14 protein-coding genes are annotated in these 10288 nt (G+C 73.8%); 3 read left to right on the top strand and 11 right to left on the bottom strand.

The annotated features are described in order from the left end of the window. Nucleotides 1–123 precede the first annotated feature (123 nt). Together ACIBW6_RS01480 and ACIBW6_RS01475 are read right to left on the bottom strand one after the other, a co-directional pair. Nucleotides 124–318: an antitoxin gene (locus ACIBW6_RS01480; protein ID WP_399055315.1), complete on the bottom strand. Its 195-nt coding sequence runs from the start codon at nt 316–318 to the stop codon at nt 124–126. 102 nt (nt 319–420) lie between these two features. Next, nucleotides 421–1350, bottom strand: a complete 930-nt coding sequence (locus tag ACIBW6_RS01475; RefSeq protein WP_399055313.1) for a DMT family transporter — start codon at nt 1348–1350, stop codon at nt 421–423. Nucleotides 1351–1432: 82 nt separating this feature from the next. Between ACIBW6_RS01475 and ACIBW6_RS01470 the strand changes: the two genes are divergently transcribed. Continuing rightward, on the top strand, nt 1433–2344 hold the full coding sequence (locus tag ACIBW6_RS01470) for a LysR family transcriptional regulator (protein WP_399055311.1): 912 nt from the start codon (nt 1433–1435) through the stop codon (nt 2342–2344). 74 nt (nt 2345–2418) lie between these two features. On the opposite strand, the gene ACIBW6_RS01465 is transcribed toward ACIBW6_RS01470, so the two are convergent. The 8 genes from ACIBW6_RS01465 to ACIBW6_RS01430 all read right to left on the bottom strand — a co-directional run bounded on the left by ACIBW6_RS01465 (nt 2419) and on the right by ACIBW6_RS01430 (nt 9068). After that, a complete protein-coding gene (locus ACIBW6_RS01465) occupies nt 2419–2655 on the bottom strand; it encodes a helix-turn-helix domain-containing protein (RefSeq protein ID WP_399055309.1) in 237 nt (78 codons plus the stop codon). After that, the gene (locus tag ACIBW6_RS01460) at nt 2655–3149 is read right to left on the bottom strand and encodes a DUF2975 domain-containing protein (RefSeq protein ID WP_399055307.1); all 495 of its coding nucleotides are present in this window, start codon (nt 3147–3149) and stop codon (nt 2655–2657) included. Before ACIBW6_RS01460 ends, ACIBW6_RS01465 begins: the two co-directional genes overlap by 1 nt. A gap of 750 nt (nt 3150–3899) precedes the next feature. After that, complete coding sequence (locus ACIBW6_RS01455; protein ID WP_399055305.1) at nt 3900–4343, bottom strand: nitroreductase family deazaflavin-dependent oxidoreductase; 444 nt, start codon at nt 4341–4343, stop codon at nt 3900–3902. A gap of 50 nt (nt 4344–4393) precedes the next feature. Further along, nucleotides 4394–5056, bottom strand: a complete 663-nt coding sequence (locus ACIBW6_RS01450; protein WP_399055303.1) for an aspartate/glutamate racemase family protein — start codon at nt 5054–5056, stop codon at nt 4394–4396. A 40-nt stretch (nt 5057–5096) separates the two neighbouring features. Then, the gene (locus ACIBW6_RS01445; protein ID WP_399055301.1) at nt 5097–5459 is read right to left on the bottom strand and encodes a GNAT family N-acetyltransferase; all 363 of its coding nucleotides are present in this window, start codon (nt 5457–5459) and stop codon (nt 5097–5099) included. A gap of 93 nt (nt 5460–5552) precedes the next feature. Further along, nucleotides 5553–5972 carry an aspartate 1-decarboxylase gene (gene panD, locus ACIBW6_RS01440; RefSeq protein ID WP_399055299.1) on the bottom strand — a complete coding sequence of 140 codons (420 nt, stop codon included), beginning with the start codon at nt 5970–5972 and terminating at the stop codon, nt 5553–5555. 227 nt (nt 5973–6199) lie between these two features. Further along, nucleotides 6200–7582: a beta-propeller fold lactonase family protein gene (locus ACIBW6_RS01435; RefSeq protein WP_399055297.1), complete on the bottom strand. Its 1383-nt coding sequence runs from the start codon at nt 7580–7582 to the stop codon at nt 6200–6202. A 592-nt stretch (nt 7583–8174) separates the two neighbouring features. After that, nucleotides 8175–9068 carry an NAD-dependent protein deacetylase gene (locus tag ACIBW6_RS01430; protein WP_399055295.1) on the bottom strand — a complete coding sequence of 298 codons (894 nt, stop codon included), beginning with the start codon at nt 9066–9068 and terminating at the stop codon, nt 8175–8177. A 90-nt stretch (nt 9069–9158) separates the two neighbouring features. On the opposite strand from ACIBW6_RS01430, the gene ACIBW6_RS01425 reads away from it, so the two are divergent. Beyond that, nucleotides 9159–9515, top strand: a complete 357-nt coding sequence (locus ACIBW6_RS01425; RefSeq protein ID WP_399055293.1) for a PRC-barrel domain-containing protein — start codon at nt 9159–9161, stop codon at nt 9513–9515. Nucleotides 9516–9655: 140 nt separating this feature from the next. Further along, complete coding sequence (locus ACIBW6_RS01420; protein WP_399055291.1) at nt 9656–9799, top strand: hypothetical protein; 144 nt, start codon at nt 9656–9658, stop codon at nt 9797–9799. 27 nt (nt 9800–9826) lie between these two features. Here ACIBW6_RS01420 and ACIBW6_RS01415 read toward each other — a convergent pair whose 3' ends face one another. Next, complete coding sequence (locus tag ACIBW6_RS01415; RefSeq protein ID WP_399055289.1) at nt 9827–10264, bottom strand: STAS domain-containing protein; 438 nt, start codon at nt 10262–10264, stop codon at nt 9827–9829. Nucleotides 10265–10288: the final 24 nt, after the last annotated feature.

Here is a 10288-nt window from a genome sequence, read left to right as displayed (position 1 = left end):
GGGCGCCGCGCCCCCCCGGGGGGCCCCGCGGGCGGGGGCCGGGGGCGGGGGGGCCGGTCCGGGGGGGGGCCCCGGTGGGCCCCCCCCGGCGGGCCGGGGGGGCCGCCACTCGTGCGCGGGACCTCAGTGCTGGTCCGTGCCGCCGCTGCCGTAGCTGCGGCGGGCGGCGTCGGCCGCCTTGTCGGTCTGCGCGTCGTACTTGTTGCCCGTACGTTCGTCGACGGCGCGCTCGGCGCTCTCGACGCCCTTGTCGGCCTGGTCCGGATGGCCCTTGGCCATCTGCTTGGCCTTGTTCGCGACATCGCCCAGCTTGCCCATGGTGGATACCTCCCACGTTCGTACGTGCGTTGTGCTTGGTCCCAGGTACCCCGGATCGCCTGCTGAATCCTCCGTTCCTCTTCTTTTTCGGCTCCGGCCGGATCATCGCCGCCGGGAGACGGCGACCCCGGCCAGGCAGAGCACGCCGCCGACCAGCCCGTACGCCGTGGGGATCTCGGCGAGCAGCAGCCACGACAGCAGCACGGACACGGCCGGGACCGCGTAGGTGACGGACGAGAGCCGGCCCGCGCTCATGCGGCGCAGCGCGTACGCCCAGGCGGTGAAGCCGATCGCGGTGGGGAACACGCCCAGATACGCGGCGCTGAGGACGGCCCCCGTCGGCGCCGCCCGCATTTCGACGGCCAACTGCGGTGCCCAGGGCAGCAGGACGGTCGTGGCGACGACGCAGCCGAGCCAGATCGCGGTGAATCCGTCGACGTGGCGGAGTGTGGCCTTCTGGACCATGACGCCCGCGGCGTAGAGCACGGCGGCCAGCAGGCACAGCAGGACCCCCGCCCAGTCGCGCTGCGCGGTGGCTCCGGCCGCGATGACCGCGGTGCCGGCCAGCGCGACGAGCGAACCGACGAGCACTGCACGGGAGAAGGCCTCACCGAGGAACTTGCCGGCCGCCACGGCGACGAGCAGCGGCGCGAGATTCACCAGCAACGCCGCCGTCCCGGCGTCAACGTGCTGTTCACCCGCGTTGAGCGCGACCGTGTAGCCGGCGAGCCACAGCACGGCATAGGCCGCGATCAGCAGAAGCGCCTTGCGGGACACGCGAACCCGCACGGTCCGCCTGGCCACCGCGAGCACCGTGAGCGTGACGGCCGCGACACCGAGCCGCAGCAACGCCAGCGGCGCTGGGGACAGGGCGGGCCCGATATCCCGGATGGCGACGAACGCGGAGGCCCACAGCACGACGGCGAGCCCGGCGGCGGCCGCGGTCCTGCCGATGCCCGGGCCGGCCGGGGGGTGCAGGTCCGTGGCGGCGGCCGGGGCGGTGGGCTTGGTTGCTGCGCGCGAGTCGGTCACTTCGCCATCGTCGGCCGCTCCGTATGCACAGCACAAGCGACGAGTTCTGCATGTTCGTTAAGTGTCGCTGTACGGTGAGCGCATGCTGGACATTCCCCGCCTTCGCGTACTGCGGACGGTCGTCACGACGAGTTCGATCCGTGCGAGCGCCGCCGCGCTCGGCTACACGCCGTCCGCGGTGAGCCAGCAGCTCGCCACGCTGCAACGGGAGACCGGACTGCGGCTGTTCGAACGTTCCGGTCGCGGTATCGAGCCCACCGCGGCCGGGCGGATCCTCGCGGCCGAGGCCGAGACGCTGTTCGAGGCGTTGGGCCGGATCGAACGGGTGGTGGGCGACCTGCGGGCCGGCCGAGTGGGCACTCTGTCGATCGGCTACTTCAGCTCGGCGGGTTCGGCGTTGCTGGCGCCCGTCGTCGCCGCGCTGCGGACCGAGTTCCCGGAGCTCCGGCTGGATCTGCTGCTCACCGAGTACCACCGGGACGAACCGGACCTGGACATCTTCGTGGAGGAATCGGGCGCCGAGCACCCCGGGGCGGTGCGCGTGCACCGGATCGCCGCGGACCCCTACTTCGCCGTCGTCCGGGTCGACGACCCGATCGCCGGGCTGCCGGAAGTGGCGTTGGCGAGCCTCGCCGACCGGCCCTGGGTGGACAACGACCTGCGCGACGGGACCTGCCGCCAGGTGCTCCTCGACGCCTGCGCACAGGCCGGGTTCTCCCCGGGCTTCGTGGTGGAGACGCACGACTACCGGACGGCCATGTCCTTCGTGGCAACGGGCATCGGGCTGACGGTGGTACCGGCGCTCGGCATCGGCGAACTGCCGGAGGAGCTGACGACGGTCGCCCTGGTGTCCCCCACCCCGGTGCGGTACCTCAGCCTCGCGGTGAAGGAATCGGTGGCGCGGCACCCCGCCGTACGCCGCGCCGTCGAGTTGCTGGAAGGCCTGGTGTCCGCGGCGGAGGCCGAGCGCGACGACGCCGTCGGCACTCGATGACCAGCACGGCTCTGCCGAGCCCGCTGAGCGCCGCTCGGGGGCCGGCGACGCGTGGCATGCGATCGCCGCGGGTGTCAGCGGGTGGTGGGCACGGCGTCCGGCTGCTCGGCGGCCTCGAAGCGCAGCAGGTCACCGGGCTGGCAGTGCAGTGCCTCGCACAGGGCGGCGAGCGTGGCGAACCGCACCGCTTTGGCCCGGCCGTTCTTCAGCACCGCCAGGTTGGCCGGGGTGATCCCGACGCGTTCGGCCAGTTGCCCGACGGACATCTTGCGGCGGGCCAGCATCACATCGATGTCGACCACGATCGGCATCAGATCACCCCGGCCAGCTCGGCCTGCATCCGGCAGGCCTCGGCGTCCCGCGCGACCGCCTGGGCCAGCAGCGCGCGCATGATCCACACGATCAGGGCGACAGCGAGCACCCCGAGCCCTACCGCGCCGATCAGCAGGACGACGCCGGGAGCGACAGTCTCGCCCGGAGCCAGCACCACACCGAGTGCCCACAGCAGCAACGCCGCCGCGGCGAAGGCCCCGCCCGCGACATCCACGTACCGGAACGCGGACGCGGTGAAGACCTCCCCGCGCCGCACCAGCGCCAGGAGTCGCCACACACAGACCAGCACCACCTCGGCGCACACCATCCCCACCACCACGATCAGCAGGACCGGGACCCGGGGCACCCCATCACCACCCACATCGGTCGCGTCCTGGACCACGAGCGTTGCAAGCACCGCCTGGACTGCCACACAGCCGGCCAGCAACGCCACGATCACGCCGCGCAGAGCGAACACGACCCGGCTCCCCATCTCAGCCTCCTCCTATCGAGCAACAGCCTAAACCTATCGAATCTCGATAGAAATAGCCATGGGTGCGCCGCCGCGCACCACTGGGGGCCAGCCTCGCGGGGCTCGAGCGCGGCCGGTCGCCGGGTGCTTGCGCCGCGCTTGTCGATGATTTCCAGCAGCCGTTGGCCTTCCTGGGCCGGCAGACAAGCGGCAGTCCGCCTGCCGGGCGCGCGCTTCCTGAGGGCGTGGAGGCGACGTCTGACATGCACCCCCCTGTACGCAACTGCGTTCGATGAAAGGGCAGTTGCTCGCCACCATGACCCCGTGCCCATGGCCCGGGGCGATCGCGGGGGCTCGCTGGGGTGGGGACCACGCCCGGACGCAGCGGACCGCCCCCGCCGGGCGTGGGCCCGGCGGGGGCGGTCCGTGGCCTCGCCGGCTCACACGGGTGAGGGCTCGGGCTCCGGCGGTGTCGGGTCGGGGTCCGGCTGCGGGCCCGGCGGCGCCGGGGACGGCGGGGGCTGCGGCACCGGCCCGGGACCGGGGTTCGGCGCCGGGAAGGGGTCCGGGACGTCGGGCCCCGGGCCCGGCACCGGAGTGGGGTTCGGCGGTACGGGATCGGGTCCCGGCACCGGCTGGGGGCTCGGCGGGACGGGATCGGGGAACGGCTGGGTCATCGCACTGCCTCCATAGGTTCGGAGGGGGTCGTGTCCACTGTCTCCCGCCACGCCTGCCCGCGCCCGCCGGACTCACGCGTCCGGCCGAGCCGGATCAGCCGTCGGTGCGGGTCAGGCGCACGACGGGGATGTCCCGGCTGGTCTTCTTCTGGTACTCCGCGTAGGGGGCGAACAGCTCGACCAGGGAGTCCCAGACCCGTGCCTTCTCCGCGGCCGGCAGGGTCTCGGCGCGCGCCGTGAACCGCTCGGTGCCCACGCGCAGCCGCACGTCCGGGTCGGCCTGGAGGTTCAGGTACCAGAGAGGGTGCTGGTCCGAGCCGCCGTAGGAGGCCACGATCAGGTAGTCGTCGCCGTCGCGCCCGTAGATCAGGACGGTGCGCCGCCACTGGCCCGTCTTGCGGCCCTTGTAGTCGAGCAGCAGGCAGGGGGCGCCCTGCATCGTGGTGCCCTTGGTGCCGCCGGACTCCTCGTAGGTGCGGGCCTGGTCCGCGACCCACCCCGTCGGGCTGACTTCGACCTCGTTGTCGCTGCCGGTCATGTCGGCTCCTCTCGCTCGGTGCGCGCTGCCGCGCGTCGATGCCGACCAACCTAGGCCTTGTCGGCCGGTCCGGATGCGGAGGCGCACGCCGCCGCTGCGGCGTCCAGGCCGGGGCGCGGGCTGGAGAGCACGGGGAGCGCGGTGCGGGCGCGGTCCGCGGCGTCGGCCATGGAGGCCTGCGCGAGCACGATCGCGTCGGCGTCGGTGACGGAGTCGACGGCCGCCGCGACCCGGCCGAGGTAGCCGTCCCGGTCCCCGGCGAGGAAGCACGCCCACGCCCCGTCGACGAACACCGTGCGCACGTCGACGGCGTGCCCGGCGCGCGCCGCCTCCTCCTCGACGAGGGCGACGGTCGGCGCGAGGGTGCTCCGCACGGTGGCGACCACGGTGATCCGGGGCCCCGTGGCGACGGCGCGCGCGGCCATCGGCCGGTCCACCCGCAGCACGGGCAGGCCGACGGCGGCCGCCAGGTTCTCGGCGACGCCGCCGATGCTGGAGCAGGTGCACAGCACGGCGTCGGCGCCGTCGCGCCTCGCCGCCTCCAGCAGCGCACGCACCTCGTCGGCAACGCTGTCCGGGCCGCTCTCGCCCGCCCGCACCAGCAGGTCCTCGCGGACGACGTGGCGCAGCGCGAGGCCGGGGTGGCAGGCGTCGCGCAGGGCGTCAAAGACCGGTGGGTGCGCGGGTGAGGTGTGCAGGAGGGCGAGGATCATGCGGGGGACCTCAGCGGCGGGCGGGCCTGGAGGAGGCCGGTCACCACTTGTCGGGATCGACGGCGAGTGCCGCTTCGGCGGCGGCGAGCAGTTCGGCGGGGGCGGCGGGCGCCTCGCCGGGGTGCCGCTCGGCCCAGGCCGCGACGAACGAGCACAGCGGCGCGACGGCGAGCGCCTCGCGCGCGGCCGCCGCGTACAGCTCGCGCGCCAGCGAACCGGCGATGCCCTTGCCCTCGTGGGCGGGCGCCACGACGGTGTGCGCGGCCACGAGGGCGGGCACGGGCTCGTCCAGCACGAAGTACTGGAGGTACCCGACGGTCTCGCCGCCGGGGCTGCCGGTGGTGTGGGTGCGGGCGGTCAGGACGCCCCGGTCGCGGTCGTCGTGCAGGTCGATCTCGCTCATGGGGCGCTCCTGAGGTGTCGGCACGGGTCACGGCGCCGGGCCGGTGGTGGCGGTCGGGTCCGTCGGGTCGCCCGGATCGGCGGGCCGGCGCGATCAGGCCGGTACGGCGTGCGGGCTCCGCTCGGTGTCGTCGCCCGGGGCCGGTTCGGAGGGGTCCGCGCCGAGGGCCACGATCGCGTTCTGGCGGTCCACGTGGACGACGCGGGGCCGTAGCGAACGCGCCTCGGCGTCGTCGACCTGGGCGTAACTGATGATGATCACCAGGTCGCCGGGGTGCACGAGGTGGGCGGCGGCGCCGTTGATCCCGATGACACCGGAGCCGCGCTCGCCCTCGATGACGTAGGTCTCCAGCCGGGCGCCGTTGTCGATGTCGACGATGTGCACGAGCTCGCCGGGCAGCAGATCGGCGGCGTCGAGCAGGTCCGCGTCGATGGTGACGGACCCGACGTAGTGCAGGTCGGCCTGGGTGACGGTGGCACGGTGGATCTTGCTCTTGAACATGGTGCGCAACATGGGGCACTCCTGGAAAATTGGCTCCCTGCCTGCGTGTGTGCAGGTCAAGTGCTTCCCCGCGAGCTTACCGCCCGGCCGGCCTCCGCCCAGGGGCGCGGGTTCCGGATCGGGGCCTTCCGGCGGGGGATTCGCGCGAAGGGGGGCGGCACCCTGGTGCGGGTGCCGCCCCCCTCGGCCCGTTCTGCACGGTGGTCAGGACCCCGCTCGCCGTGCGGCGCGTCGCCCCCTCAGCAGGTGACGAGGACCACGGAGATGGCCGAGCAGGTGACGGATGCGTGGTCGTTGGTGGGGTTGGGGTCCGTCGGGCTGGACGTGGTGCGTTGAGCGGTGACCTTGACGGGGCCGAGGGTCAGCAGGTGCAGGGGGACGCGGAACGTCTTGTGCACGCTTCCGTTCTTGGGGATGGCGCCGTAGGCGCAGGTCACCTTGGAGCCGGCGGCGGTGCAGCCGGAGGAGAGGTTCGTGGCGGAGGCGCCCGGCGGCAGCTTCGCGGTCAGGGTCGCGGAGCTGACGGCTCCGGGGCCGGTGTGCCGGGCGGTGAGGGTGTAGCTCAGGTAGGGCACCAGCAGGCCCACGTGCGGCTGCGCGGCGAGGTCGACGTCGATGTCCGCCTGGGCCTGCGACGGCGGGCGGGCGAACGCGATGCCGTAGGGGCCGCTCATCCCGCTGATCGTGGCGGTGACGGCCTGCGACGCGGTGTCGATCACCGAGACCGTGCCGTCGGCGACGTTCGAGACGTACGCCGTGGCGCCCGAGGGGTCGACCTCGACCTTCGCCGGGTCGTGGCCGACCGGGACACTGTCCGTCACGGCGTGGGTCGCCGTGTCGATGACCCGTACGTCGTCGCCGCCGCGGTCGGTCACGTAGGCCGTCGCGCCGGACGGGGCGAACGCGACGCCGTGCGGGCCGGTGCCGACCGGGATGGTGGTGGTCACGGAGTCGGTCGCGGTGTCGATGACCGAGACCGAGTCGTCGCTGCTGTTGTTGGCGACGTAGGCGACGCCGCCCGAGGGGCTGACGGCCACGCCGGAGGGGGCGTTGCCGACCGGGACGGTGGCGGTCACCTCGTCGGTCGCCGTGTCGATGACCGAGACGGTGCCGCCGTTGTTGTTGGTCACGTAGGCGGTGGCGCCCGACGGGCTCACCGCCACCCCGTTCGGGGAGCCGCCGACCGGGAGGGTCGCGGTCACCGTGTCGGTCGCGGTGTCGACCACCGAGACGGACGCCGCCCCGCTGTTCGCGACGTACGCGCGCGCCCCGGACGGGGTGAACGCCACGCTGAGGGGATTGCTGCCGACCGCGAAGGTCCGGGTGACCGTGTCGCTCGCCGTGTCGATCACCGACACGGTGCCGTCGTCGAAGTTCGTGACGTACGCCCGCGCGTCGGCGGGGCTGACGGCCACGCCGACGGGACTGTTGCCGACACCGATGGTGCCGGTGACCGTGCGGGTGCCGGTGTCGATCACCGTGACGGCGTCGCCGTAGAAGTTGGCCACGTACGCGCTCGGGCCCGCCGCCGCGTGCGCCGGAGCGGACAGCGCCGCCACCCCGGTCAGCGTCAGGGCACCGGCGGCGGTGACGGACGCCCAGCGCCGCCCCCTGCGGGACACGGTCCGTCGTGGTCTTTCAGCCATCGAAGCAGGCATCGAAGCCAACTGACTCCCCCTTCATCGAGCTCCATCGGGCCCGCGCACCGACGGCGGGTCCGTAGGACCCGGGAACCGGCGGCGGCGCGGTCACGCACGTCCCGTCACCGGTGGCCGACTCCACCCCGGCCGACAGGGCCACGTTCACGCGCGCCGCATCCCGGCGGAGCCCTCCCCCCGGAGGCACGGCACGCGCGGGCCGCCCACCGCCCCGGCGCCCACCGGGACGGCAACAGCCGTACTCCGCCGAAGCACCCGCAGCGCGGGCCCCCGGCGGAGTCAGCAGCATCATCACGCGCCCCCGGCCTGCCGGGGGCGGAATCGGCGCAGTTGTCTTCAATCGGTCAAACACTGGCCGTACCGCGACTTGACCGGCAGGTTCCTGATCATGGCGGGCGCCGCCGGACGGCCTGATGGGATCGGGCGTTCGAATCGCGGACCCCGGTCGGCGGCTCCGCCCGCTTCGCCTGCGGACGGGCGAAGATCGACGGCATCAGCCCGGGGCCCGGGTAGCGGGCCGACACGTCCCGGCCCTGTCACGCGCGTGACAGGCGTGTCAGAGGCCCAGGCGCGTCACGACGTCGGACAGCGCCTGGCCGAGCGGCAGGCCGACGCGGTGCGTGGCCAGGGGGTCGCCGCGACCCGGGCCCTGGTTGACGATCAGGACGGGCGTGGCCGCCTGCGCCGCCTGCCGTACGAAGCGCAGCCCCGACATGACCGTCAGCGAGGAACCGAGCACGAGCACGCTCCTCGCCTCCGCCACGAGGCCGCGGCAGGCCGCGACCCGGGCGGGCGGCACGGTCTCGCCGAAGAAGACGACGTCCGGCTTGAGCACGCCCCCGCACACCTGGCAGGGCACGAGCCGGAACCGCTCCACCGCCGCGTCGGGCAGTTCCACGTCGCCGTCCGGGTTGACCCGCGCCGCCGCCGCGTGCCGCTCGGCGGCGGTCTCGAACTCCGGGTTGGCCTCGCGCAGCCGCTCGTCGAGCGTGGTGCGCCCGCTCAGGTCGCCGCAGTCCAGGCAGATCACCCGGCGCAGGCTGCCGTGGAGCTCGACGACGTCGTCGAGGCCCGCGGCCTGTTGCAGTCCGTCGACGTTCTGCGTGATCACGCCGGTGAGCAGTCCGGCGCCGGCGAGGGCGGCCACGGCCCGGTGGCCGCCGTTCGGCCGGGCCCGGGCCATGGCCCGCCAGCCGACCTGGCTGCGCGCCCAGTACCGGCGCCGCGCCCACGCGTCGGCGGTGAACTCCTGGTACGTCATCGGGGTGTGCCGGCGCAGGGAGCCGTGCTCCCCGCGGTAGTCCGGGATGCCGGACTCGGTGGAGAGCCCGGCGCCGCTCAGCACGAGGGCGCCGCCCGCCCGCAGGGCCTCGACGACCGGTGCCAGGTCGGTCGAGGCCGGGGGCAGGCCGGCGACGGGTTCCCAGGTCAACGTGGGGCGCGTACGCATGTCTGCCAGCTTACGCACCGGTCCGGCCCACGTGATCGGCGCGAGAGCGGGTACCAAGAAGACACACGCCGGGAAGAAAGAAGGTCAGGCATGATCGCCGCTGAGAACATCCGGGACTGGCGCGGGCACGACGTGGTCGACCCCGACGGGCACAAGATCGGCACCCTTGAGTCGATCTACGTGGACACCGTCTCGGACACGCCGTTCTTCTGCACCATCACCGTGGGGCTGCCGACCAGGCGCAGGCTCGTGTTCGCGCCGCTCATGGGGGCGTCGGTCGGTCCGGCGTACCTGAAGATCCACTACTCCAAGGACCAGGTGAAGGACGCCCCTTCGATCGACACCGACGGTGAACTGCTGGCCGACCAGGAGTGGTCCGTCTTCGACCACTACAAGCTGCCGTTCGAGCCCGGGGCACGTGGCGAACGCCGGCTCGCCCGGCGCTGACGGCGGCCGGGACAGGACCGAGACAGGCTGGGACATGGCTGACAGAGGGCTGAGAGAGGGCTGATAGAGGAGGCCTCCCGGGGGTAGCCGGAAGGAGCACCACGACGGAACAGACCGACCTCGGACGGAGTGGAGACGCCATGGCCGGCATCCTCAACCGCATCAAGCAGTACAGCCGCACCCCGCAGGGGCAGCGGACCATCGCCACCGCGCGGCGCACCGCTGCGGACCCGCGCAAGCGGGCCCAGGCCCGCGCCTGGCTGGGACGGCTGCGCCGGCACTGACGCGGGATCCGGGTGAGGCCGGACGTGTCAGAGCGAGTCCTGGGCGGGGGTGGGGCCCGACGCCGGGTCGGCGCCCCGGGCCCCACCCCCCAACGACTCGACCGGCTCGACCGACGCGACCGAATCGACCGCCGCGGCCACGGCATCGTGCACGTCCGCGGAGAGAGCGCCGGCCCCGGCCGCCCGTAGCGCCGTGCGCCCGGCCGGTCCTGCGACGAACGCGAGCACGGCTCCGCGCGCGGTGACCGCCCGGACACCCTCGACGAAGCGGCCGGCTCCGGCGGCCAGGCTCGGGTCCACGGCGCGCAGGTCCACGACGAAAGTGCGCTGCCCCGTGGCCGCGAGCCGCGTCAGCAGGGCGCACAGCTCCGCGGCCGCCCCGTCGTCGAACGGTTCGGGGACCTCCACGACGAGCACCCCGTTCCCCGCCCACCGCACCGGGAAGCGCCTTCCGGCCTGCTCCATGTCCGTCCCTCCCCCGCCCGCGGC

The organism is Streptomyces sp. NPDC049813 (assembly GCF_044465085.1).
In the GTDB taxonomy this organism is placed as follows: Bacteria; Actinomycetota; Actinomycetes; order Streptomycetales; family Streptomycetaceae; genus Streptomyces.
The sequence above is the reverse complement of the archived record's forward strand: the minus strand, read 5'-3'. Positions and strand labels throughout refer to the sequence as shown.

Excerpts from the sequence above, each read along its gene's own strand:
- ACIBW6_RS01480 (WP_399055315.1), bottom strand. The coding sequence starts at position 318 with ATGGGCAAGCTGGGCGATGTCGCGAACAAGGCCAAGCAGATGGCCAAG.
- ACIBW6_RS01470 (WP_399055311.1), top strand. The coding sequence starts at position 1,433 with ATGCTGGACATTCCCCGCCTTCGCGTACTGCGGACGGTCGTCACGACG.
- ACIBW6_RS01465 (WP_399055309.1), bottom strand. The coding sequence starts at position 2,655 with ATGCCGATCGTGGTCGACATCGATGTGATGCTGGCCCGCCGCAAGATG.
- ACIBW6_RS01460 (WP_399055307.1), bottom strand. The coding sequence starts at position 3,149 with ATGGGGAGCCGGGTCGTGTTCGCTCTGCGCGGCGTGATCGTGGCGTTG.
- ACIBW6_RS01455 (WP_399055305.1), bottom strand. The coding sequence starts at position 4,343 with ATGACCGGCAGCGACAACGAGGTCGAAGTCAGCCCGACGGGGTGGGTC.
- ACIBW6_RS01450 (WP_399055303.1), bottom strand. The coding sequence starts at position 5,056 with ATGATCCTCGCCCTCCTGCACACCTCACCCGCGCACCCACCGGTCTTT.
- ACIBW6_RS01445 (WP_399055301.1), bottom strand. The coding sequence starts at position 5,459 with ATGAGCGAGATCGACCTGCACGACGACCGCGACCGGGGCGTCCTGACC.
- panD (WP_399055299.1), bottom strand. The coding sequence starts at position 5,972 with ATGTTGCGCACCATGTTCAAGAGCAAGATCCACCGTGCCACCGTCACC.
- ACIBW6_RS01430 (WP_399055295.1), bottom strand. The coding sequence starts at position 9,068 with ATGCGTACGCGCCCCACGTTGACCTGGGAACCCGTCGCCGGCCTGCCC.
- ACIBW6_RS01425 (WP_399055293.1), top strand. The coding sequence starts at position 9,159 with ATGATCGCCGCTGAGAACATCCGGGACTGGCGCGGGCACGACGTGGTC.
- ACIBW6_RS01420 (WP_399055291.1), top strand. The coding sequence starts at position 9,656 with ATGGCCGGCATCCTCAACCGCATCAAGCAGTACAGCCGCACCCCGCAG.
- ACIBW6_RS01415 (WP_399055289.1), bottom strand. The coding sequence starts at position 10,264 with ATGGAGCAGGCCGGAAGGCGCTTCCCGGTGCGGTGGGCGGGGAACGGG.